Source organism: Colwellia sp. BRX8-9 (genome assembly GCF_014077245.1).
GTDB lineage: Bacteria > Pseudomonadota > Gammaproteobacteria > Enterobacterales > Alteromonadaceae > Colwellia_A.
In genome coordinates, this window is record NZ_JACGVN010000003.1 from 75,050 (window position 1) to 98,182 (window position 23,133).

The 23,133-nt window shown below is 37.5% G+C and carries 22 protein-coding genes and 1 pseudogene; 7 read left to right on the forward strand and 16 right to left on the reverse strand.

Annotation, left to right across the window (positions count from 1 at the left end; genetic code table 11):
* Positions 1 to 32: 32 nt before the first annotated feature.
* The 13 genes from lpxA to rpsB form a co-directional block, all read right to left on the reverse strand.
* Positions 33 to 827, reverse strand: a complete 795-nt coding sequence (gene lpxA, locus H4J70_RS03400) for an acyl-ACP--UDP-N-acetylglucosamine O-acyltransferase (RefSeq protein ID WP_182215653.1) — start codon at positions 825 to 827, stop codon at positions 33 to 35.
* Complete coding sequence (gene fabZ, locus H4J70_RS03405; RefSeq protein WP_070374046.1) at positions 828 to 1,280, reverse strand: 3-hydroxyacyl-ACP dehydratase FabZ; 453 nt, start codon at positions 1,278 to 1,280, stop codon at positions 828 to 830.
* 4 nt (positions 1,281 to 1,284) lie between these two features.
* The gene (gene lpxD / locus H4J70_RS03410) at positions 1,285 to 2,325 is read right to left on the reverse strand and encodes a UDP-3-O-(3-hydroxymyristoyl)glucosamine N-acyltransferase (RefSeq protein ID WP_220465242.1); all 1,041 of its coding nucleotides are present in this window, start codon (positions 2,323 to 2,325) and stop codon (positions 1,285 to 1,287) included.
* A gap of 173 nt (positions 2,326 to 2,498) precedes the next feature.
* Complete coding sequence (locus H4J70_RS03415) at positions 2,499 to 3,017, reverse strand: OmpH family outer membrane protein (RefSeq protein WP_259364978.1); 519 nt, start codon at positions 3,015 to 3,017, stop codon at positions 2,499 to 2,501.
* A gap of 146 nt (positions 3,018 to 3,163) precedes the next feature.
* Positions 3,164 to 5,638: an outer membrane protein assembly factor BamA gene (gene bamA, locus H4J70_RS03420; RefSeq protein WP_182243469.1), complete on the reverse strand. Its 2,475-nt coding sequence runs from the start codon at positions 5,636 to 5,638 to the stop codon at positions 3,164 to 3,166.
* Positions 5,639 to 5,665: 27 nt separating this feature from the next.
* A complete protein-coding gene (rseP, locus tag H4J70_RS03425; RefSeq protein ID WP_182250620.1) occupies positions 5,666 to 7,021 on the reverse strand; it encodes a sigma E protease regulator RseP in 1,356 nt (451 codons plus the stop codon).
* Entirely contained in the window at positions 7,022 to 8,269 is a 1,248-nt protein-coding gene (gene ispC, locus H4J70_RS03430) for a 1-deoxy-D-xylulose-5-phosphate reductoisomerase (protein ID WP_182215646.1), read from the reverse strand.
* 13 nt (positions 8,270 to 8,282) lie between these two features.
* On the reverse strand, positions 8,283 to 9,152 hold the full coding sequence (locus H4J70_RS03435; protein ID WP_182221573.1) for a phosphatidate cytidylyltransferase: 870 nt from the start codon (positions 9,150 to 9,152) through the stop codon (positions 8,283 to 8,285).
* 60 nt (positions 9,153 to 9,212) lie between these two features.
* Entirely contained in the window at positions 9,213 to 9,956 is a 744-nt protein-coding gene (gene uppS / locus H4J70_RS03440; RefSeq protein ID WP_182243466.1) for a polyprenyl diphosphate synthase, read from the reverse strand.
* A gap of 99 nt (positions 9,957 to 10,055) precedes the next feature.
* Positions 10,056 to 10,613 carry a ribosome recycling factor gene (frr, locus tag H4J70_RS03445; protein WP_070374054.1) on the reverse strand — a complete coding sequence of 186 codons (558 nt, stop codon included), beginning with the start codon at positions 10,611 to 10,613 and terminating at the stop codon, positions 10,056 to 10,058.
* Between the two features lie 24 nt (positions 10,614 to 10,637).
* Positions 10,638 to 11,378 (reverse strand): UMP kinase, encoded by a 741-nt coding sequence (gene pyrH / locus H4J70_RS03450; RefSeq protein ID WP_070374055.1) that lies wholly within the window; start codon positions 11,376 to 11,378, stop codon positions 10,638 to 10,640.
* 144 nt (positions 11,379 to 11,522) lie between these two features.
* Positions 11,523 to 12,395, reverse strand: a complete 873-nt coding sequence (gene tsf, locus H4J70_RS03455) for a translation elongation factor Ts (RefSeq protein WP_070374056.1) — start codon at positions 12,393 to 12,395, stop codon at positions 11,523 to 11,525.
* 122 nt (positions 12,396 to 12,517) lie between these two features.
* Positions 12,518 to 13,246: a 30S ribosomal protein S2 gene (rpsB, locus tag H4J70_RS03460; RefSeq protein WP_070374057.1), complete on the reverse strand. Its 729-nt coding sequence runs from the start codon at positions 13,244 to 13,246 to the stop codon at positions 12,518 to 12,520.
* 461 nt (positions 13,247 to 13,707) lie between these two features.
* On the opposite strand from rpsB, the gene H4J70_RS03465 reads away from it, so the two are divergent.
* From H4J70_RS03465 to H4J70_RS03485, 5 genes are all read left to right on the forward strand, one after another.
* Positions 13,708 to 14,316, forward strand: a complete 609-nt coding sequence (locus tag H4J70_RS03465) for a hypothetical protein (protein ID WP_182215641.1) — start codon at positions 13,708 to 13,710, stop codon at positions 14,314 to 14,316.
* 76 nt (positions 14,317 to 14,392) lie between these two features.
* Positions 14,393 to 15,181, forward strand: a complete 789-nt coding sequence (gene map / locus H4J70_RS03470) for a type I methionyl aminopeptidase (RefSeq protein WP_182230101.1) — start codon at positions 14,393 to 14,395, stop codon at positions 15,179 to 15,181.
* A 116-nt stretch (positions 15,182 to 15,297) separates the two neighbouring features.
* Positions 15,298 to 17,919 (forward strand): [protein-PII] uridylyltransferase, encoded by a 2,622-nt coding sequence (gene glnD, locus H4J70_RS03475; RefSeq protein ID WP_182215637.1) that lies wholly within the window; start codon positions 15,298 to 15,300, stop codon positions 17,917 to 17,919.
* A 37-nt stretch (positions 17,920 to 17,956) separates the two neighbouring features.
* A complete protein-coding gene (dapD, locus tag H4J70_RS03480) occupies positions 17,957 to 18,787 on the forward strand; it encodes a 2,3,4,5-tetrahydropyridine-2,6-dicarboxylate N-succinyltransferase (RefSeq protein ID WP_182215635.1) in 831 nt (276 codons plus the stop codon).
* A gap of 268 nt (positions 18,788 to 19,055) precedes the next feature.
* Positions 19,056 to 19,385 carry a hypothetical protein gene (locus tag H4J70_RS03485; RefSeq protein WP_182215633.1) on the forward strand — a complete coding sequence of 110 codons (330 nt, stop codon included), beginning with the start codon at positions 19,056 to 19,058 and terminating at the stop codon, positions 19,383 to 19,385.
* A gap of 13 nt (positions 19,386 to 19,398) precedes the next feature.
* Here H4J70_RS03485 and truC read toward each other — a convergent pair whose 3' ends face one another.
* Positions 19,399 to 20,157, reverse strand: coding sequence for a tRNA pseudouridine(65) synthase TruC (gene truC, locus H4J70_RS03490; RefSeq protein WP_220465983.1), 759 nt, complete (start codon positions 20,155 to 20,157; stop codon positions 19,399 to 19,401).
* A 110-nt stretch (positions 20,158 to 20,267) separates the two neighbouring features.
* Between truC and H4J70_RS03495 the strand changes: the two genes are divergently transcribed.
* Positions 20,268 to 21,317, forward strand: a complete 1,050-nt coding sequence (locus tag H4J70_RS03495) for a DUF3549 family protein (RefSeq protein ID WP_182230102.1) — start codon at positions 20,268 to 20,270, stop codon at positions 21,315 to 21,317.
* Positions 21,318 to 21,332: 15 nt separating this feature from the next.
* Positions 21,333 to 21,632 (forward strand): DUF3301 domain-containing protein, encoded by a 300-nt coding sequence (locus H4J70_RS03500; protein ID WP_070374063.1) that lies wholly within the window; start codon positions 21,333 to 21,335, stop codon positions 21,630 to 21,632.
* 306 nt (positions 21,633 to 21,938) lie between these two features.
* On the opposite strand, the gene H4J70_RS20975 is transcribed toward H4J70_RS03500, so the two are convergent.
* Together H4J70_RS20975 and H4J70_RS20980 are read right to left on the reverse strand one after the other, a co-directional pair.
* Complete coding sequence (locus H4J70_RS20975) at positions 21,939 to 22,343, reverse strand: CZB domain-containing protein (RefSeq protein WP_404842481.1); 405 nt, start codon at positions 22,341 to 22,343, stop codon at positions 21,939 to 21,941.
* Positions 22,344 to 22,391: 48 nt separating this feature from the next.
* Positions 22,392 to 23,063: pseudogene (locus H4J70_RS20980) on the reverse strand (methyl-accepting chemotaxis protein); the annotation flags it as partial.
* Positions 23,064 to 23,133: the final 70 nt, after the last annotated feature.

A 23,133-nucleotide genomic window follows, 5' to 3' on the forward strand; every position in this document is an offset into this window, starting at 1 on the left:
TAACCTTTACTCTATACTTTTAACAATCGTGTTTAGCGGGCAATGCCACGGCTAGAGTTTTTAATAAACTCAGCAAACAAGGTTAACTCTGGCATATCATCGGCTAATGCGGCAACTTTTTCTAAAGCTTCGTTAACGTTTAAACCTTTACGATACACTTCTTTATAGGCTCGTTTGATCGTTAAAATAACCTCTTTGTCAAAACCTCGGCGTTTTAACCCTTCTGAGTTTAAACCAAAAGGAGAAGCCGGTTGACCAGACACCATCAAATAAGGCGGTATATCTTTTAAAATCAGCGAATTTGCCGCAACAAAGCTGTGCGCGCCAATATGACAAAACTGATGAACGCCTGTCATACCACCTAAAATAGCGTAATCACCTACATGAACATGGCCAGCAATAGAGGCATTATTTGCAAGAATACAGTGACTGCCAACGATACAATCATGGGCAACATGGGTATACGCCATAAACAAATTATTACTGCCTATTTGCGTTAGGCTATTATCTTGAATCGTGCCGCGATGGACCGTACAAGATTCACGAAAAACATTATTGTCACCAATAATCAATTCGGTTAACTCGCCGGCATACTTTAGATCCTGACAATCTTCACCAATACTGGCAAATTGAAAGAATTTGTTGCCTTCGCCAATTTTTGTTGGGCCTTTAATGACAACATGAGAATTAATCACACAGTTGTCACCAATAACGACATCTTTAGAAATATAACTCCAAGGGCCAATACTAACATTTTTGCCAATGCTAGCGCCTTCTTCGATAATCGCCTGAGGGTGAATTAAGCTCTGCTTATTGGAAGTCACCATTTATACCACTCTTCTTGCACACATAAGTTCAGCGCAGCAAACAACTTTACCTTCAACCCTAGCTTCGCCATAAAATTTCCACATACCACGACGCTCTTTTAAGAACTCGACATGCAAATGCATAGTATCGCCTGGCACAACAGACTTTTTAAATTTTGCCTTATCAATTGAAGCAAATAAGTACATTTCATTTTTATCTCTGCCATCTGTACTTTTAAAGCCTAAAAGCCCAGTTGCTTGCGCTAAAGCTTCGAGGATCATCACACCAGGAAAAATAGGGAGATCAGGGAAATGACCATTAAACACAGGTTCGTTAATACTAACATTCTTAATAGCATGCAATGTTTTCATTGGCTGATAATCTAAAACGCGATCGACCAAAAGCATGGGGTAACGATGTGGCAGTAATGCTTTGATTTCTGCAATTTCAATGGTGTTTTTTGGTAATTCCAACGGACTATTCCTTTTCAATAATATTGTTTAAGTGCTCGATGTCATGCTCTGCACTCTTAATGCGCTTAAGTATACTTTCTAATTTGCGAATTCTGGCATTATTTTTATTCCATTCTTTATTTGGTTGGCACGGCATGCCCGAAGAATAAACACCGGATTCATTAATATCTTTGGTCACCATGGTCATGCCGGTAAAAACACAACCATCAGCAACTTCAATATGACCATTAATACCAACAAGGCCCGCTATCACACAATTTTTGCCAATAACGGTACTGCCTGCAATAACACTACAAGCTGCCATCGCGGTATTTTCACCAATAACAACATTATGAGCAATTTGAATTTGATTATCTAAAATAACACCATCTTTAATCACTGTATTTTCTAGCGCGCCACGATCGATAGTCGTGCTGGCACCAATTTCGACTTTGTTACCAATAATCACGCTTCCCAGCTGAGGTATTTTCAACCATTTACCTTGGTCATTTGCATAACCAAAGCCATCAGAGCCAATAACCGTATTCGCTTGAATTAGACAATCTTGACCAATTTCAACACGATGATAAATGCTAACATTGGACCATAATTTAGTACTTGCGCCGATTTTTGCTTGAACACCAATAAAACAGCCCGCACCAATAGTAACATTATCACTAATAACTACGCCCTGCTCTATCACAGTATTAGCGCCGATGGCGACATTATCACCTAAAGTAACATCCGCTGAAATTTGAGCCGAGGGATGAATACTGTTAGCCGGTTTTGGAGTGGTATCAAGTAATTGTGCGGTAAGTGCATAACCCAAATAGGGGTTATTCATCACTAGCGCATGGGTATTACAGTCATTAAGGTGTTGAGAAGAAATAATAACCGCACCAGCTTTAGTATCAGCAAGCTGTTGGCTGTATTTTTTATTGGCTAAAAATGCAATTTGTTGTGCATTAGCGGTTGATAATGTGGCAAGTGAATGAATGATATATGTTTCATCACCATGAACCTCAGCACCAATTTTTTCAGCTAGCTGTTTGAGAGTATAAGACATAAACACTTAATATTTTTATGGATGCTCAATGAGCATAACTGGAAAAGACGCTAAAACCAATATGATTTTATTAGGCTAGAAAAAAAACTTGCAACTAATATTATTAATAATAGTTGCAAGTTTTATAACGGTAAGGCTTAAATTAACCTTATATCTACTACTTAGCGGTAGACTTAGTTAAGTTTACTAACCTGTTCAACAACCTTATTAGTGATCATTGCATCTGGCTTAGCAAAAATAACGGCTTGCTGTTCTAAAACAAGGTCATATTTGTCTTTTGCAGCAATGCTGTCGATAGCTTGACGAACCAAGGCTATAATTTTGTTTGTTTCTTCGTTCTTACGCAAGCCAGTTGCTTGTTGGAACGCTTTACCTTTAGCTTGGTAATCTTGATATAATGTTGCGATTTGAGTATCAAGTTCTTCGATATCTTTAGCGCTCATTAATGAACCGTCGCGCTGTTTCTTTTCTTGGTAGTACTTAATGTCTTTTTCTAACTGAGCTAAAATAGCTTTATCATCTTTAAACTCAGCTTCTAGTACCTGCATTACTGCCGTTGTTTGTGGGATTTTACTCATCACTTCTTGGAAATTAACCACGGCGATTTTTTGATCAGCAGCCATTACAGAGCTTGCTAATAACAACGTTGACGCTACTGCAGAGCAAGTAACTGTTTTAATGAATTTTTTCAATTTTATCTCCAAAATATTATTACTTCACAACTTTGATATAAGTTGCATTAATTTTTATAATTGTCATGTAATAGCTATGGGGGCTAACTATAAGAATTAAACCCCCTTAGTAAATTTATACGCACTATGCCTGAAAGTTCTCTTTATTAAAATGTTTTACCTATATTAAAACTAAAGAACTCTTTATCATCGTCTTTTTCTGATTTTAGTGCTTTCGCGAAACTAAAGATCATTGGGCCCATAGGAGATAACCACTGCACTGATAAACCGGCAGAGCTTCTATAACGACCAACATCTGAATAATCATCAATCTTTTCAAATTCAGAGGTTACTAAATCGTTGTAGTCTTCTAAGTTGAACTCTGTATCCCAAACATTACCAACATCGACAAAAAAGCTGGTACGAACACTGTTCGAGAAACCTTCATCAAGTAATGGTGTTGGTACAATAAGTTCGATACCCGCGACAATAATGGCATTACCACCAACAGAACGCTGTGAGACGTTAATAAAATCGTGATCTTGCCCTAAACAACAACTACTTCCACCCTCGACCGGATCAGGAGTACCTGTGATTTGTGTTGGATAGCGAAATACCGCACGTGGGCCAACAATGTTATTTTCAAAGCCACGTAATGTATCAGAACCGCCCGCTCTAAAGTTTTCCCAGAAAGGCAATATCTGGTCATTACCATCTATGGTGCCATAACCATTACCGTAACCGGCGTTTAAACGTGCTAGCACTGTCCAACGTTGATCTTGTGTTAATGGGAAGTACCATTTAGTGTCTAAGTTAATTTTAAAATAATCAACATCTGAATTTGGCGTTGTCATTTTATAAGTCAAACTTTGACTTGAGCCGTCTGTTGGAAAGGTACCACGGTTTAATGTCGTGCGAGATATAGCCATCGATAAATCGAAACTTTCAAATTCTAAACCACCATCAGGATTATTAGGATCAGAATATATCTCGTAAAATTGTTGAATTTGTTCATAAGTTTGTAAACGTGTAATACCGTTACTTTTGTAACCTACGCCAAAGTTTAAACGAACATATTCATTAATAGGAAAGCCTAAGTTAAGCCCAACACCATAAGTTCTATTGTTGTATTCAACTAAGTTCGCATTACCCGCATTAAACTCGCTGTAATATATTTGCCCGCCTAAAGAAACAGCATCTACAGTAAAGTATGGGTCGGTATAAGAAATACTCGCACTTTGCTGATAACTCATAGTATTAACATTAAATGCCAAGCGGTTACCCGTTCCTAAAAAGTTGTTTTGCTGTATACCTGCACTTAAACTTAAATTAGTCGTAGAACCATAACCAATACCGGCAGTAAAAGACCCTGAGGGTTGCTCTTTAACCGTAAAGTCAATATCAACTAAGTCATCATCACCTGGTAACTGTTTAGTTTCGTATTCAACATCTTCCAAATAAGGTAAACGCTGTAGCCATGCTTTTGAACTTTCGGCAGCATTATTCGATAACCAAGCACCTTCCATTTGACGCATTTCACGGCGTAGTACTTTATCGGCAGTAACATTATTACCTTCGAAGTTAATACGGTTAACGTAAACACGTTTGCCAGGGTCAATAGAAATAGTCAGTTTAACCGTTTTTTCTTCTTCATTAATTTCAGGAATAACGGTTACTTTCGGGTAAGCATAACCATAACGGCCTAGATAACGGCTGATAGTTTCTTCGGTATACGTTACCTCTGCACCATTATAAAGTTTACCTGGACGTAATGGGTTAATAGCTCGGATCGTACGTTCAAACCCAACCATATCACCAATAAAATCTATTTCACTGACTTTAAATTGTTCACCTTCAGTGATATTCAAGGCAATATAAACCGCTTTTTTATCAGGGGTCATTGACACCTGAGTCGAGTCTACTTTGTATTGCAGATAACCACGGTCTAAATAGTAACTTTTAATCGTTTCTATATCACCTTGTAAGGTTTGTTTTTGATAGCGGTCTTGCGCCATAAAATCCCACCAAGGAGAATCAAAGGTAAGTTCTATGCGTTCAAGAAGCTCAACATCAGAAAATATCTCGTTACCAACGACGTTAATCTGCTCTATAGCTGCAGCATCGCCTTCGGTGAAAACAAAATTTATGTCAACACGGTTACGAGGCAAGTGAATAATTTCAGCTTTTACATCGGCATTATATTTACCAATACTGTGGTAGAAATCTTCTAAGCCTACCTCAATACCGGAAATTATAGTCATGTCGAGTGTTTCACCGACTCGAATATTACTGCCGTCAAGACTCTCAGTTAGTTGCTCTGCTTTTAAGTCTTTATTGCCATCGAAGGTGATTTCACTGATCGTTGAACGCTCATGAACACGATAGATAACTCTATTACCTTCACGATAAACGACAACATCATTAAAATGTCCTGACTTGTAGAGAGACTTTATCGACTGAGAAATACGGAATTCATTGAGCGTATCTCCCGTATTAAAAGGGATATGAGTCAAAGCAGCGCCGAGTGCGACACGCTGTAACCCTTTTACTTCAATATCTTCTACTTGAAATTCTTCAGAGGCTTGTGCTGTTGTACCTAAGGCACCTAATAATACCGCAAGGGCAATTTTTTTAATTATCATAAATGCTAACTTTTATTACTTCTTTTGTTATAACCGCGAAAAATCGTTAAATAATGCGATACTCATTAAGCCTAAGAGGGCTAGTGTACCAAACTTAAAACCTATTTCTTGTATTTTTTCTGATACGGGTTTACCTGTGACAATTTCCACAAGATAATAAAATAAATGCCCGCCATCAAGCACTGGTAAAGGTAATAAATTTATAATACCTAAGTTAATGCTAATTAAAGCCAGAAAACCTAGGAAATATACCAAACCATATTGTGCACTATTTCCTGCTCCTTGTGCGATAGAAATAGGCCCACTTAAGTTCTTAACAGAAATATCACCCGTCAAGAGCTTGCCTATCATGTCAAAACTCAATACTACTAAGTTCCAACTACGCTGTAAGCTTTGTCCTAAAGCATCAACAACGCCGTAACGTAACTCAAATAAATATTCTTTTGGGTAAGAGTCAGATTTTGGAACCACACCCAAATAACCTATTTTCTTACCCGCACGTTCAATTAAAGCCGGTGTTACCATTATCTCTTTGTTTTCACCAAGTCTTTCGACGACTAAAATAACGTTTTGTTCCGGAAGTTGACTAATATTTTTTGAAAACATCGCCCAACTGCCATTAATACTTTCGTTATTGATGCTAATTAACTTGTCATCAACTTTTAGACCGGCCTTATCTGCAACACTACCTTCTTCAATAAAAGCTAGCTCAGCATAAACAGCGGCTCTATAAGGAGCAATACCTAAACTACTAATGGCTGATTCTTTATCGGGTGAAAAAGACCAGTTAGCCGCATCCAAATTATAAGTTTTCGGTGAAGCACTACCTTGTTCTTTTGTTTTTATAGTAAAAGCGCTCTCACCTATTTGCGAGACTAACGCTAGATTGACATCTTGCCAATCTAAGGTCTTTTGACCGGCAACTTCAATGATTTCACTGTTACTGGTAAGATTCGCCCGCTGCGCTATAGATTCTGGCATTATTTCACCAACAATCGGTTTTACACTCGGCACACCAATTAGAAACATCAGATAAAAAGCAAAAATAGCAAAAGCAAAGTTTGCTAGAGGCCCAGCAGCAATTATCGCTATACGCTGATAAACCGTTTTATTATTAAAAGTTTTATCAATATCTTCGGGTTTGACCTCATCAACGCGGCCATCAAGCATTTTAACGTAACCACCCAATGGAATTAAGGCGATAACAAACTCTGTACCTTCTTTATTAACTTTTCGCCATAATACTTTGCCAAAGCCAATTGAAAAACGCTCTACTTGCACGCCGTTTCTGCGGGCAACCCAATAATGGCCGTATTCATGCACCGTAATCAAAATACCTAAAGCGACAACAAAAGAGGCTAAATTCCAAAAAAAATCAAACAACTATAGATTACCTTTTTCGTTAACTTCATTAATCGCCACATCATTGACTACAAAGCAGCCACTGGCAATTAAATTACGTGAAAATTCTCTAGCACTTGCATCAAGCGCAACGACATCATCAATTGATGCCACCCTTTCTGAGACAAATTTATTCACAGAAGTTTCATTTATTTTTGCAATATCAGTAAATTTTATTTTTTCGTTCAAAAAAGCATCAACGGCAATTTCATTAGCGGCATTTAAGGCTGTACATGCACCTTGGCCACTTTTACAAGCCGCTATGGCTAATTTTAAATTAGGATACTTTTGATAATCGACATCTTCAAATTCAAATGATGGCGTATTGAAAAAATCTAAGGGTGCGACACCTGAATCAATTCTCTGCGGATAAGCCAAGGCATGAGCAATGGGGGTACGCATATCAGGATTACCCATTTGAGCTATCACGCTACCGTCTTTATATTGCACCATTGAATGAATGGTACTTTGCGGATGTAAAACAACGTGGATATCGTCAGGGTCGATATTAAATAACCATTTTGCTTCAATAAATTCTAGACCTTTATTCATCATGGTCGCAGAGTCTACAGAAATTTTACGGCCCATTTCCCAATTAGGGTGGGCACACGCTTGTGCTGGGGTTACTTCTGCTAACTGTTCGACTGAAAAAGTTCTAAACGGACCACCTGAGCCGGTCAGTAATATTTTACTGACGCCATTACTTGCTAAGTCGCATCGACCTGGCTTAGCTTGTACATTAGCGGGTAAACACTGGAAAATAGCATTGTGTTCACTGTCTATCGGCAATAATTCTGCACCATACTTTTCAACCGCATCTATAAACAAAGCGCCTGAAGTCACTAAAGCTTCTTTATTTGCTAACAGTACTCTTTTACCCGACTTAACTGCAGCCATAGTAGACAAAAGACCTGACGCTCCAACAATAGCAGCCATAACAGTATCTGAGGTATCAGCTTGAGCAATATCAATTAAGCCTTGTCCGCCACTGAGTACTTCAATATTTTGTAAACCGTTTTGGTCGAGTTTTACTTTTAAAGCTTGTGCCGCATGCTCGGCCACCATAACGACAGTGCTCGGTTTAAATTCCAGACACTGCGCCAACATTTCATCAACCCGGGTATTCGCCGATAAAGACTCAACAGAAAATAACGTGGGATGAAGTCTAACAACCTCTAAGGTGCTAACACCTATCGATCCTGTTGAACCTAAAATACAAAGTTTACGCATCGTTTATATCAACCTACTGCCAGCCTAATAAGGCATAACATAATGCATAAATCGGCGCAGTAGCCGTTAAACTATCAATTCTGTCCAAGATACCGCCATGACCAGGTAAGATTGCGCCACTGTCTTTTATGCCTGCTTGGCGTTTAAACATACTTTCATTTAAATCACCTAGCACTGACACTGTTGTGATGATAGCGGTGACAATTAACGCTAACGTAAATTGATGTTGCTGCCATCCGAGCGAGTAACCGGCAATACTGATAAAGATACAGGCACAAACAACACCACCAATAAAACCTTCGAGGGTTTTGCCTGGACTGACATTGGGTAGTAGTTTACGTTTACCGATAGATTTACCGACAAAATAAGCACCTACATCAGCACTCCACACCATTAAGAATAAAAACATAATCAGCTGAGCGCCATTATACGGATCTTGGTTGTAATCATTACTGCGCAGCACCATAAAAGCGAGCCAAGTAGGAATAAGCGTTAACCAGCCAAATACACCACGAATCGAGCGATGGCTTGACCAAAACTTACTGTAGCGAGGATAAAGAAAGGTTAGCGTTGCTGATAGCACCCACCAAGCAACAGCAATCCATAATACCAGCGACACACCTGAATGGAGCTGCCCATCATTAGACCAGAGTTGTAACAATGGTAGTGCGTACCAAAGCACAGATATAAGAATAATCGTCGCACAAACAAAAGCAAGACGACGGCGCTTATTGGCAAAGCCCATTAAAGGCCCCCACTCCCATGCACCAATAGCCATAACAGCCATAAACAAAGCCGCAAATTGATCTAGAGGTAAATAGAAAATGGCGAAAATAGTTAAAGGCGCTAAGATAACAGCGGTAATAATACGTTGTTTTAACAAATGGAAACCCTTATAAATGCTATTTAATTTTATCGTTATTATTGTTTTTAATTTATAGTCTTAAATTTTTATTTGTTCACCTGTTTGACCAAAACGTCGTTCTCTTTGGTCAAAGCATCCCATTGCGTTAATGAGCGCTTGTTCATCAAAATCAGGCCATAGTGTTTCTGTAAAATAAAATTCTGCGTAAGCTGCTTGCCATAGCAAAAAATTACTTATGCGAAAATCACCACCGGTACGAATAAGTAAATCAAGTTCAGGTAAGTTAGCTAAACAAGTATATTGATGGAGTGTTTCTTCGGTTATATCATCAACAGACATGGTGTTATTGGATACTTTTTCAGCTAAAATTTTAGCGGCATTAGCTATGTCCCAACGTCCGCCATAGTTAGCTGCAACAGACAATACCATACCTTTATTGTTTGCGGTTAAATCTTCTGAAACTTTTATTTTTTTTTGTAAATTTTCTGAAAAACGTGAAACATCGCCAATCACTTGGAAGCGCACATCATTTTTATGAAGCTTTTTCACTTCTCGTGTTAGCACAAACATGAATAAATCCATCAATACGCTAACTTCTTGTTCTGGACGTTGCCAATTTTCACTACTAAAGGCAAAAAGTGTTAATGCTTTCACCCCGTATTTTATCGCAGTACTCACTGATGTTCGAACTGATTCAACACCTGATTTATGACCTGCAACCCGTGTTTTTCCACGTTGTTGTGCCCAGCGTCCATTACCATCCATTATAATGGCAACGTGTTGCGGCACTTTGATTAAAGTATCTGTTATTGCTTCAGTCATAATCGTTCCGTCATACTAATCAAGCTAGATTCAAATTTTCTGTAAAAAAAACCGTAGTGATCATTTAATAACTACGGTTTATATTATCGGTTAAAGAAGTTATATTTCCATTAACTCTTTTTCTTTAATAGATAAGATATCATCAACCTGTTTTACATAAGTATCGGTTAATTTTTGAATATCATCTTCAGACTGATGCATCTCATCATCATTAATTTCTTTTTCTTTATTCAATGATTTTACATCTGAATTAGCATCGCGGCGAATATTTCGAATAGCGACCTTGCCATTTTCAGCTTCATTTTTAACCACTTTAACAAGATCTTTACGACGCTCTTCTGTTAAAGGTGGTAAAGGAATACGAATAAGTGTTCCTTGAGATGATGGGTTCAAGCCCAAATCAGATTTCAAAATTGCTTTTTCTACCGCGCCGATCATGCCTTTATCAAAGACAGTAATCGCTAAAGTACGCGCATCAGGTGTAGCAATGTTGCCCACTTGACTTAATGGTGTTTCCATACCGTAATAATCAACAACAATATTATCAAGTAAAGAACGATGTGCTCGCCCCGTTCTTACTTTGTTTAAATTGCTTTTTAATGATTCGATACTTTTACTCATACGGTCTTGAGCATCTTGTTTTATTTCATTTATCACGTTGAATTTCCTTTAAATCAAAAATTAAACTAAATTTTCTGAATGGTCGATAGTTGTACCTTCATTACCGCCCATTACCACTGCTTTTAGTGCACCTGGCTTATTCATATTAAAAACACGAATAGTCATATTGTGATCACGCGCGAGCGTAAATGCGGCTAAATCCATTACTTTGAGTTCTTTTTCTAATACTTCGTTATAACTTAATTGGCTATATAAGGTAGCATCAGGGTTTTTAACAGGGTCATCTGAGTAGATGCCATCTACCTTAGTCGCTTTTAAAACCACATCAGCTTCAATCTCAATGCCGCGTAAACAGGCTGCTGAATCTGTGGTAAAGAAAGGATTACCGGTACCGGCACTGAAAATAACAACACGGCCAGATTTTAATAAACTGATGCCTTCAGCCCAGTTATAACGGTCACAAACACCTGCCAAGTCAATAGCAGACATTAATTTAGCATTAACAAAAGCGCGATGTAAGGCATCACGCATCGCAAGACCGTTCATTACGGTTGCTAACATACCCATTTGGTCACCAACAACGCGGTTCATTCCTGCTTCTGCAAGACCAGCGCCACGGAACAAATTACCGCCGCCAATAACTAAACCCACTTGGATGCCCATTTCAATCAGTTCTTTAATTTCTTGAGCCATACGATCCAAAACTTTAGGGTCGATACCGAAACCCTCTTCACCCATTAAGGCTTCACCACTAAGTTTTAATAAAATTCGACGATATATTGGTTTTGGACTGATGCTCATAAAAAACATTCCTGTATTTTGTCTATAAATAGGCGAAAAAAATAGCCGTGATCAATTTGACCGCGGCTATTTTAATACGTTTAGCTGACTATCGAAAGTCTAAACTGAAAAAAGAACTGTTTTACTGAATTAAATGCTTAAAAATTAAGCTTTTGATGCAGCAATTTGTGCTTCAACTTCAGCAGCAAAGTCTTCTTCTTTCTTAGCAATGCCTTCACCAACTTCTAAACGAACAAAGTTAGAAACCGTAATGCCTTTCTCTTTAAGAACAACACCAACAGTTTTCTTAGGTTCCATGATGAATGCTTGACCTGTCAAAGAAATTTCACCGGTAAATTTCTTCATACGACCTATGATGATCTTTTCAAGTAATTCAACAGGTTTTTTCTTTTTATCATCAAGAGCATCGTTTTCAGCTTTTAAGATATCTAGTTGAATACGCTGTTCATTTTCTACAACACTATCAGCAACATCTTCAGGTGTTAAAAATTCAGGCTTACTTGCAGCAACGTGCATAGCAATGTGCTTTAATGATTCAGCATCGCCTTCACCAGCAACAACAACACCAATACTAGCGCCATGGCTGTATGAAGCTAATGCAGCACCTTCAACGTATGAAACGCGACGGATATTGATGTTTTCACCAATTTTAGTCACAAGCGTAATACGCTTTTCTTCGAATTGAGCTTGTAACTCTTCGATTGTCGCTTTTGATGCTAAAGCAGCGTCTGCAACTTCGTTAGCAAAACCTAAGAAGTTAGAATCTTTTGCAACAAAATCAGTCTGACAGTTAACTTCAAGAAGTGCAGCAACGCCATCAGCGCTTTTAATTAAAATAGCACCTTCAGCAGCGATGTTACCGGCTTTTTTAGCCGCTTTTGCTTGACCGTTCTTACGCATATTTTCAATCGCAAGTTCCATGTCGCCTTCAGCTTCTTGTAAAGCTTTTTTACAATCCATCATGCCCGCAGCTGTGCGTTCACGAAGTTCTTTTACCATTGCAGCAGTAATTACCATGAGAGAATTCCTCAAATTTTGTTATCCCCTAAACTATTTAAAGCCGGGCATAAATATTAATATGTTGCCACAAGCGCTAACACGCTTGTGGCAATAGCAAAAAAGATTATGAAAAACTGAAATTATTCAGCTTCTACAAAACCGTCTTTTTCAGCTTGAACAACAATGTTCTTTTCACGACCAGCTAAAACTGCGTTAGCAGCAGAATCAGTGTATAAAGTCACAGCGCGAATTGCATCGTCGTTACCCGGGATAATGAAATCAATGTTATCTGGGTTTGAGTTTGTATCAACTACAGATATTACTGGAATACCTAAGTTTTTAGCTTCTTTAATAGAAATGTGTTCGTGATCAGCATCAATGATGAATAAAACGTCAGGTAAACCACCCATGTTTTTGATTCCACCAAGACTTTTGTCAAGTTTTTCCATTTCACGTGTACGCATCAAAGCTTCTTTTTTAGTAAGAGCTTCAAAAGTACCGTCAGAGCTTTGTGCTTCAAGATCTTTTAAACGCTTGATTGATTGACGAACTGTTTTCCAGTTAGTCAACATACCACCTAACCAACGGTGATTAACGTAAAACTGATCACATTTGATAGCAGCATCTTTAATTGCATCGCTTGCAGCGCGCTTAGTACCAACAAATAAAACTTTACCTTTTTTCGCAGAAACACCTGATAAGAAAGCAAGGGCTTCATTGAACATAGGAACAGTTTGTTCAAGGTTGATGATATGAACTTTATCGCGTGAACCAAAAATGTAAGTTTTCATTTTTGGGTTCCAGTAACGGGTTTTGTGACCGAAATGAACACCTGCTTTAAGCATATCGCGCATAGAAACGTTTGGCATGATTTTTCCTTTATTTGGTTTAGGGGGTTAAGCGTTCATACATTCAAATATACCTGACTCTTTATTGTTCGATTATTTGCTTATAATTAAGACAAATTCAAACTGAGCACCCCGACATATTCTTAATAAATGTATGTGAATTTATAATAAGTATTATTATTTTTAATAATACAAGTTTAAAAGCTAAACACTATCGATAACAACAAGTTAGTAATCGGATAACCGAAAACACTGAGTAATACTTAGATAAAATCTAAATAACTATGCTATTCAATCGACAAATTTAACGGCGCACTTTATACCATATTAATTTACCAAAGGCTAGAAATTAACAATTAAAGGTCAATATTTCTTAATTAATATAGTAATAATATTACTGGGATAATTTTACTGTACGCGCTAAAATTAGCGGTTCTATATTTTATTAAATTTTTGACTTAACACTACGGCGATATATGACCATGTCTACTGAACTCTTTTTTATTTATGACACACACTGCCCTTGGAGCTTTGCGACAACTTCTTTAGTTAAAGAAATTGCTGATGCTTATCCAAATATCACTTTAAATTTATGGCACAGTGCTCACTATGAAGGAGATGAGAAAGTCAGCCGAAAAACTATTGATGCCGTTGAAGATGACGCTAACATTGAATTTAGTCACGAATATGTGAAGACACTTAACGTAGAGAAAGACTCAACATTAAGTGCTAATTTAATAGGATGGGTCAGTCAAAAAGTGCCTCACTTAACTTTAGAGCTTATTACCGCTATCCAAAAACAGCATTTTGAACAAGGCACAGCGTTTACGCACGAAAGTGATTTTCAGCCTATCATTGATGAACTTAAGCTATCACCGCCTGCAAAAGTATTTAAAGAAGGTAAAATAGCTAAGGAAGCCGAATTTGTTTTACAAGAAATTTATGACTTTCAAGAGTATATTGGTACAAAAGCGATCCCCGCATTACTAATTGCTCATAATGAAAACCTAACCTTACTCAATCATAACTTATATTTACAAAACCCTAGTGCAATAATAGAAGCTGTTGAGCTTGAACTTGCAAAAAACTAGACCAATAGACAATAACGACACTTTTAGGCAAAATAACAACCGTAGCCTTTACACTAAACAGACAATAGAGGAATAAATGGGTATTACAATTAAAACTCAGCAAGAAATAGAAAAAATGCGTATAGCAGGAAAACTTGCCGCCGACGTATTAGAGATGATCACACCTTATGTAAAAGCGGGTGTGACAACCAATGAGTTAAATACCCTATGCGCTGACTATACAGACAAAGTGCAAGATGCCATTTCAGCGCCATTAAATTATCATGGCTTTCCTAAATCAATTTGTACCTCAGTTAATCACGTGGTGTGTCATGGTATTCCTAACGACGTGCCATTAGTTGATGGCGACATCGTTAATATGGACATCACTGTTATTAAAGATGGCTATCACGGTGATACCAGTAAAATGTTTCTTATTGGCGAAGTAAGTCTTGAAGACAATCGTTTATGTCGTATCACCAGAGAAGCTTTGTACGTCGGATTGAAAAAAGTAAAACCTGGCAACACCTTTGGTGAGATTGGCACTGCTATTCAAAAGTTTTTAAAAAAATCAGGTCGTTACTCTATTGTAAAAGAATATTGTGGCCATGGTATTGGCAGCGTTTTTCATGAAGAACCACAGATCGTTCATTATAAAAATACCGACAAAGAAAAAATGCTTGAAGGTATGTGTTTTACTATCGAACCTATGGTTAACCTTGGTCGTGCTAATACACTACTAGATAAAGAAGATAATTGGACCGTTTACACCTTAGACGGCAAAAAGTCGGCACAATGGGAACATACACTTGTGGTTACTCGCACAGGCTGTGAAATTTTAACATTGCATAGCGATGATACGATTCCAAGACATCTACATAACTAGTTTTATTACTGGTTTTGTTAACAAAGTATAAGTTAGCGATAGTCGTTATTTGCTTTTTAATGGCTAAATAAAGCATGATGTCTATCGCCTTAACTTATTGAGTAAAATATTCAGCTATGCAAACTCTTTTTCCGATAGAATATAGTACCCCATTAGCCGTTAGCTCCCCTTTTATTTCTACTCAAGATATTTGTCAACTTAGCCGCGATTTTCAGCAATGGCAAAAAGATAAATTTCCTTATGTAGAGGTATCCATATTAGTATCAACGCGTTCAGAGTTTGTCGACAAAATTCTCCATAAACTTTGGTGCCAGCACAATTTAGATGAAGATCAAATTAGCTTACTTGCTGTTGGTGGTTATGGTCGAGGTGAATTACATCCTTATTCTGATGTCGATATATTATTACTGACTAAAGAAAAGATCAGTGATGCCTTATCCGAAAAAATATCTGCTTTTATTACTCAGCTATGGGATGTAAAGCTCGATATTGGTCACAGTGTCCGCAGTGTTAAAGAATGTGTAAAACAAGCAAAAAGCGACGTTACCATAGCGACAAACCTGATGGAAATGCGCCAAATTTGTGGCAATGAAGCCCTCACTCAGAATTTATACCCGTTATTGGCAAAAGATGGCTTTTGGACCTCAAAAAAATTCTTCTTGGCCAAACGCGAAGAACAATACGAACGCCACCAACAATACCATGGTGCTTCTTATACGCTAGAGCCCAATTTAAAAGCTAATCCGGGTGGCCTGCGAGACATTCAAACCATAGCTTGGGTTGCCAAACGACATTTTGTTGCCGACTCACTTGAAGAACTTGTTGCCCATCACTATTTAACACAAAACGAATTTTTTGAATTATTAGAGTGTCAAGACTACCTATGGCGGATGCGTGCCGCTTTGCACATTATTGCGGGTCGTAATGAAAACCGTTTACTCTTTGATTACCAAGGTGAAGTTGCCAGTTTAATGGGCTTTGGTGATGAAGGTAAATTTGCTATTGAACGCATGATGAAGCGATTTTTTCGTATTATTGGCCGTGTTGCTGAACTTAATAAAATGCTATTACAGCATTTTGAATATGCCATTATCAAAAAGAATCATCCGGTTGAAAAGATCCCCCTGACTAAAGATTTTATTATTATTGATGGCCAAATAAATGCAGTAAATGACAGAGTTTTTATGAGTTCAGTAAAAATTATGGAACTGTTTTTACTGGTTGCTCAAAATGAAAATATTACCGATTTACACCCTCAGACACTAAGATTATTAAGAAATGCCCGTAGACGTTTAATTTCAGGGCTGATGGATTACGCCGAATGTCGACGAATCTTCATCGAAATTATGAAGCATCCTAATGGCTTAGGATTAACCTTTAGCTTAATGCATCGCCATTCGATTATTGCCGCTTATTTACCACAATGGCGAAGTATTGTTGGGCAGATGCAGTTTGATTTATTTCATGCATATTCAGTTGATGAACATAGCTACCGCTTAATTAAAAATATTTACCGTTTTAGCCAACCTCAACACGACAATGATTATCCGCTTTGTAGCAAGATAATGCAGCGTATTCGTAAGCCAGAAGTATTATATATTGCAGGCATTTTTCACGATATTGCGAAAGGTCGTGGTGGTGACCATGCAAAGTTAGGTGCAGTTGATGCCTTAGAATTTAGCAAGGTTCACCCGATAAGTGATCACGATGGGCGCATGATAGCCTGGTTAGTCAAAAACCATTTAGTGATGTCGGTAACCGCACAACGTCGAGATATTGCTGATGAAGAAGTGATCAGAAATTTTGCTGCTATTGTCAGGGATGAAGCTCACTTAGATTATCTCTATTGTTTAACCGTTGCTGATATGCGTGCAACCAATGAAAGTTTATGGAATAGCTGGAAAGCAAATTTACTGCAAGAGCTTTATTTTAATACCAAAAGAGCCTTTCGCCGCGGACTCGAAAAACAAGTTGATTTACGTGCAAAAACACGAGAAAACCAAGAAAAAGCACTTGAACTGCTCAAAGATTACGAGTGCGATGCTAATCAAATTAGAACCTTTTGGAAAAAGCTTAAAGCCGAATATTTTTTACGTTATTCACCGGTACAAATTGCTTGGCATAGCCGTCATATAATAAAACATAGTATCGTAAAACCTTTAGTGTTGATCAGTCCTAAACCTTATCGAGGCGGTACTGAAATATTTATTTATACCAAAGCCTCAGCAAATATTTTTGCAAAAATGGTGACCTTACTCGACGCGCAGCGTTTATCGATTCATGATGCTAAAATAATTAGCAGTAAGAAAGGCTATACCTTAAATACGTTTGTGGTATTAGATCAAAAAAACAGAGCGATTACGGACAGCAGTCGGGCATTAGATATAGCAAACAAACTCACTAAATCATTAATGAAGCCACTGCCAAAAGTAAAAAACAAACCTGCTCCCGCTTATATTGATAACTTTAAAGTTCCTACTAAAGTGAGCTTTATCGAAACGGCAACCGATAAAACTACGGTATTAGAAATAATTGCGCTTGATCATCCCGGCCTATTAGCTAAATTTGCCAAAATTTTTCAAGAAAACAAACTAAATATTCACTCAGCAAAAATCACAACTTTTGGTGAAAAGATAGATGATGTTTTTACGGTTTCAAACACTGATAATTTAGCGTTAACACAAGAACAACAGCAAAAACTTTCAGCGATGCTATGTGAAAAACAATTTAGCATTTAACACTTTAGACCATAAATTTAAAAGAATAGGAATTACCATGTCAAACTTACAAAGCACCATAGAACAAGCTTTTGAAGATCGAATGAACATCACGCCAAAAACGGTTTCAACTGAAGTAAAGCAGGCGGTGTTAAACGCATTAGCCGCCTTAAATGATGGTTCAGCACGTGTTGCAGAAAAAGTAGCCGGTGAATGGGTTGTTCATCAGTGGCTAAAAAAAGCAGTTTTACTCTCTTTTAGAATTTGGGACAACGCAGTCATCGACGGCGCCGAAAGTACCTTTTTTGATAAAGTTCCGATGAAATATACTGATTACACACAAGCAGACTTTGAAGCTGACGGTGTTCGTGTCGTTCCTGGCGCATCTGTGCGCACGGGTAGTTTTATTGGTAAGAATGTAGTGGTTATGCCAAGCTTTGTTAATATCGGCGCTTATGTTGATGAAGGCTGTATGGTTGATGCATGGGCAACTGTCGGTTCATGTGCTCAAATTGGTAAGAATGTACACTTATCTGGTGGTGTTGGTATCGGTGGAGTTTTAGAGCCTTTACAAGCGGGACCAACCATTATTGAAGATAATTGCTTTATTGGTGCACGATCGGAAATTGTTGAAGGTGTAGTTGTTGAAGAAGGCGCTGTAATCTCTATGGGCGTTTACATTGGTCAAAGTACTCGCATTTTTGACCGTGAAACGGGTGAAATACATTATGGACGTGTGCCAGCAGGCTCAGTAGTCGTACCGGGCAACTTACCTTCTAAGTGTGGTACCTACAGTTTATACGCAGCGATAATCGTTAAAAAAGTTGATGCTAAAACACGCGCAAAAGTTGGTATTAATGCTTTACTTCGTTCGGTATCAGAAGAATAAAGCGATAAATTCTTTGTAAAAATAGCGGTGAATTTATCACCGCTATTTTTTTGACAGCTGAACAGTCTTTGCTATAGCTTGGCTGTCAAAGTTAATGTTCTTTACAAAAACACTTGCTTTCATTAAATAAAAAATTTAAAAATTCTTTATAAATAACAGTTAATTAATTATTCTCACTTCATTTAGCTCAACTGATTTAACAATCAATAAAACACTTGGCATACCATTTGCCATCTAGAGGTATCACTTGTTTTATTATTGACTGATCATGAAAAATATTTTAACTTTGCTTGTTGTTCTTAGTGCTTTATTTCTGACGGCTTGTCGCTCGACCCCTCAAGTAGCAATAGAAAAAAAACCATTGCTCTCTGACCATCATTTGATGATGTCATTGCTTCATCGTCCAGTAACGGAAGATCAGCAAATGATGTTAGCATTTGCTCAGCAACGCGAACGTTATAGTAATGATATTTTTGTTAATACTGTCAATATTAAAGGGCCAAAAATTAGCGACGATAATAGCCAACGAACCACACATGTTTATGCTGCTTTAATTGCTAGAGATGTAAATTCTATTCGTATTATTACCGCTGAATAAGCTAATGTAATGATTACGTTAAGGTCTTTATTATTTTAGTCTCCCAAGATAGTTCATCAAAAACCTCTAGCCATTGCTGATCAAATTCAGCTTCAATTGTCAGCTGTACCTTGGTAATAGGGTGAATAAATACAACTTTTTTAGCGATTAACATCAGCCGCTTAAAGCCAAAATGTTCAATGAAAAATGGATTTTGTTTATTATCCCCATAATTAATATCACCTAAAATAGGATGGCGTAAATGCGCTAAATGACGGCGAATTTGATGTCTTCTTCCCGTGGTAGGCAGTAATTTAATTAATGAATAACGCACACTATCAAATTTACCGACCTTAATAGGTAAACTTGCAGTTAATAAAGACTCGTAGTGAGTAACAGCATCTTGCGGCGCTTTATCAAGGCTAACATTTTTATCACCTAATTTATCGAGCTTCTCTTTAAGGGGATAATCTATTTCGCCTGCACCCAGTAAATGACCACGCGTCAAAGCAAAGTATGTTTTTTGAATTTTTTTATCAATAAACACTTGCCCCATTAATCGGGCTACTTCTTCGTTTAAACCAAATAATAGAACACCTGATGTCGGGCGATCTAATCGGTGAAGGGGATAAACATATTTACCCACTTGGTCACGCACCAATTGTAAGGCAAAATATATTTCATCTTTATCCATATAACTTCTATGAACAAAAAGTCCTGCTGGTTTGTCAACGGCAACAATGTAATCATCTTGATATAATATCGTTAAGATGGGTTTTTCATCAAAAGGCATGATTATCTCTAGGTTTCTTATCTGCTATGCAAAAAGCAAATAGTATTGATCTATTATTATCTCTATAATGCCAACATTATTCGATTATTATTTTATTTATTATTTAAGCTATGAATACTATTTCTTCTATTTCTGAATTATTAAAGCTTTCTGGCTCTCAATATCGGGTATTTGATATTGGCCGAAAAATAGATAAATTATCAAAAGATAGTTTTACTAAAATTGAAGCAAACCAGATCCCTTATCCATTCCCTTCTCAAGGCCATGCCTTTATAGCAATAGCTTTTTGGCAAAAGCAAAACGCTTCACCATATTTATGGTTTGTAAAGATACCTCTTGATGAGCGTGGTTTACTTAACTTAGCCGCAAGGGATCATTTTATAGCTATTATTATTGAAGCATTAGGTGCTGAACTTAGTACGGCGCCAAGCGAGCAACAAGAAGCCTTACTTAAAAGTAATCCTTATCATTTTACTCCGCCACAATACAAACTAGCCTATATGAACAGTTTAATTTCGCTAGAAACAAAAAATAATAGTAGCCAATATTTTTCAGGCGCATTAAGTTATTTATCGGGCGAAAATTCTTGGCAGGATTACCACAACGTAGGCGTGCAAGGCTTAAATGATTTTGCCGTACGTTTATCAGCTAAAGAAATACAAAAAATAATAGTCAACGCTCTTCCTCAATTACCTTCGCAGGTTCTTAAGCCATTATGTTCAGCATTAGAAAATGTTAAGTTATCAGTAGATATTATTGATAGACTCATTGCAGAATTTAAGCTGCGTGAGAGTGCAAAAGATGAAGACAGTAACGCTGAGCTGAGTTTTATATTACGAAGTTTATCATCAAGTTGTGAACACCCTCATGTGGTAATATTTATTAATACCCTGATTAAGCAAGCGTCGCCTGCACAAGGAATGTCTGAAGAAATAGCGATAGTGATTGCTGGAAGATGTTGGCAAGTTTTCACCAGTGAACCGCAAATCATGACTTTTTTGGAGTTATTAGTAACTCAGCATGATATTGCCGTTTTCCAAGCTATTTTTAAAGATTTAGTGGCTATTCCTACTTTACGGCCATTAATATTTCAATGTATGAGAGCGCCAAACCGTAGCAATGAGTTAAGTAAAGCTATTGGTATGTTATTTCAACGCTAATGATAGAGAGCTAGAATGGAAAATATTTATTTATTACTGATTGTCTGTTTATTTTTGTGGTATTTCATTTACCTTAGAAAAGTTTCAGAATTCGCATTACGCCACATAACAGCATATTGTGAAAAAGATGGTTTGCAGTTCATTTCGCTTTCGCGGCGATCAAGTCGCTTAACCTTTAGCAAAGCTTTGGGACCCCATTGGATCAGTATTTTTGATTTTGAGTTCAGCGGTGACGGTGAGTCAAGTTATCAAGGTCAAGCAACATTAAAGGGTTACAAATTAGAAAACACCCATGTGCCCATGTACAAAATATAAGTACTTACCAACGAGTGACCTAGCGACTAAAAGCTAAATAATAAACACAGACCGTCATTGGCCGCTCGGTAACTGCTGCTGCATTACCCTACTCTGTACTCCCTGCATCTATGCAGTTCTGAACATATACGTTCCTTGGCGTCCATGCCACCACGTTATACCGTTCATCCTGAACATATACGTTCCTTGGCAGCGAAGGTATCGATACCTAAGAGCTGTCATGACCGTTGACGTGCAAGGATGCACTAATGTATCAAAAGACAGGATGTCTGAGAGAGGCCATCCTGAACAATAAAAGCTAAAGTGCTACTTTTTAGTTGCTGAATTAATATTTTGAGCAACTTGTTGAGAAAGCCCCGTTAATGCATCAACCACTTTAAAACTCGCATTTTCCATAACAGTAAGGGCTTTTAATGCACGAGCCGAGTCTCCAGCCTTATGAGCCTTTAACGCCTCAAGCCCATGACTATGAACATCGATATGTGGGCCTTCTATTTGTTTAAAAGCGCTTTGTGTTGCATATTTTTCAGCGCCCTCCCCTTGATAAAACCATTTCCCTAATCGACACATAGTATGATCAGCAAAATCTTCAAGGCATTTATCAGACATACCTAACATCACCTTATAGACGTCAAGTTTCCAAACAACGTGATCCATTTTAACCGTCTGTAAGAATGCATCGGCTGTTGAATGAGTAATAACCGAATACATATTTTTTGATAATGACACAATACGATTCGCGGTATCTTCAATAGAAGAAGTACTGGCGCTTATTGCTTGGCTCTTCTCGCCTACTTGACCAATACCATTAATAACATCGCCCATTTGTGTATTAACTTGCTCTATTAAGTTAGATATTTCATTGGAAGCCTCCGCTGAGCGTTGGGCTAATGTTCTAACTTCGTCAGCAACGACAGCAAAGCCTCGGCCTTGTTCTCCAGCCCTTGCTGCTTCTATGGCGGCATTTAACGCTAATAAGTTAGTTTGATCAGAAATACCTTTAATGATATTAACAAAGTCATTAATGCCAGAAGTCACTGTTTTCAATTGGTCAACTGATGTTGATGCCGATTGCGTCTCATTAGAAATCTCTGACGTGGAAATAATATTTGTTGCTAACATATCCATGATTTGATCAAAGAGTTGCTGCGACGACTGAAAGGTATCACGATGCTCAATCATACCGGTAGATGAAGATGCTAACTCTTGACGAATTTGGTCAATTAAACTTGAAGACTGCATCCAAAGCTTATTCAGATCTTCATGTGTACGAGCACGACTATCGTTAGTAGACATATCTTCAGCTAACTGAGAATTATCATTTTCGGCTAATAATAATTTTTCTTCTAGTGATTCAATACGATTTTTTAATTGGTTATTCTCAATTTTCAAACGAGAGATTTCTTCTTTGTTTTTTGCACCAAAAATCATTTTATTTTGCTACCTTTAATATCAAGTTTTATACAATTAATATATATTAAAAAACTGCTATGACTAGCGT

Excerpts from the sequence above, each read along its gene's own strand:
- lpxA (WP_182215653.1), bottom strand. The coding sequence starts at position 827 with ATGGTGACTTCCAATAAGCAGAGCTTAATTCACCCTCAGGCGATTATC.
- lpxD (WP_220465242.1), bottom strand. The coding sequence starts at position 2,325 with ATGTCTTATACTCTCAAACAGCTAGCTGAAAAAATTGGTGCTGAGGTT.
- bamA (WP_182243469.1), bottom strand. The coding sequence starts at position 5,638 with ATGATAATTAAAAAAATTGCCCTTGCGGTATTATTAGGTGCCTTAGGT.
- ispC (WP_182215646.1), bottom strand. The coding sequence starts at position 8,269 with ATGCGTAAACTTTGTATTTTAGGTTCAACAGGATCGATAGGTGTTAGC.
- uppS (WP_182243466.1), bottom strand. The coding sequence starts at position 9,956 with ATGACTGAAGCAATAACAGATACTTTAATCAAAGTGCCGCAACACGTT.
- pyrH (WP_070374055.1), bottom strand. The coding sequence starts at position 11,378 with ATGAGCATCAGTCCAAAACCAATATATCGTCGAATTTTATTAAAACTT.
- tsf (WP_070374056.1), bottom strand. The coding sequence starts at position 12,395 with ATGGTAATTACTGCTGCAATGGTAAAAGAACTTCGTGAACGCACAGCT.
- rpsB (WP_070374057.1), bottom strand. The coding sequence starts at position 13,246 with ATGCCAAACGTTTCTATGCGCGATATGCTTAAAGCAGGTGTTCATTTC.
- H4J70_RS03465 (WP_182215641.1), top strand. The coding sequence starts at position 13,708 with ATGTCTACTGAACTCTTTTTTATTTATGACACACACTGCCCTTGGAGC.
- map (WP_182230101.1), top strand. The coding sequence starts at position 14,393 with ATGGGTATTACAATTAAAACTCAGCAAGAAATAGAAAAAATGCGTATA.
- glnD (WP_182215637.1), top strand. The coding sequence starts at position 15,298 with ATGCAAACTCTTTTTCCGATAGAATATAGTACCCCATTAGCCGTTAGC.
- dapD (WP_182215635.1), top strand. The coding sequence starts at position 17,957 with ATGTCAAACTTACAAAGCACCATAGAACAAGCTTTTGAAGATCGAATG.
- H4J70_RS03485 (WP_182215633.1), top strand. The coding sequence starts at position 19,056 with ATGAAAAATATTTTAACTTTGCTTGTTGTTCTTAGTGCTTTATTTCTG.
- truC (WP_220465983.1), bottom strand. The coding sequence starts at position 20,157 with ATGCCTTTTGATGAAAAACCCATCTTAACGATATTATATCAAGATGAT.
- H4J70_RS03495 (WP_182230102.1), top strand. The coding sequence starts at position 20,268 with ATGAATACTATTTCTTCTATTTCTGAATTATTAAAGCTTTCTGGCTCT.
- H4J70_RS03500 (WP_070374063.1), top strand. The coding sequence starts at position 21,333 with ATGGAAAATATTTATTTATTACTGATTGTCTGTTTATTTTTGTGGTAT.
- H4J70_RS20975 (WP_404842481.1), bottom strand. The coding sequence starts at position 22,343 with ATGTATTCGGTTATTACTCATTCAACAGCCGATGCATTCTTACAGACG.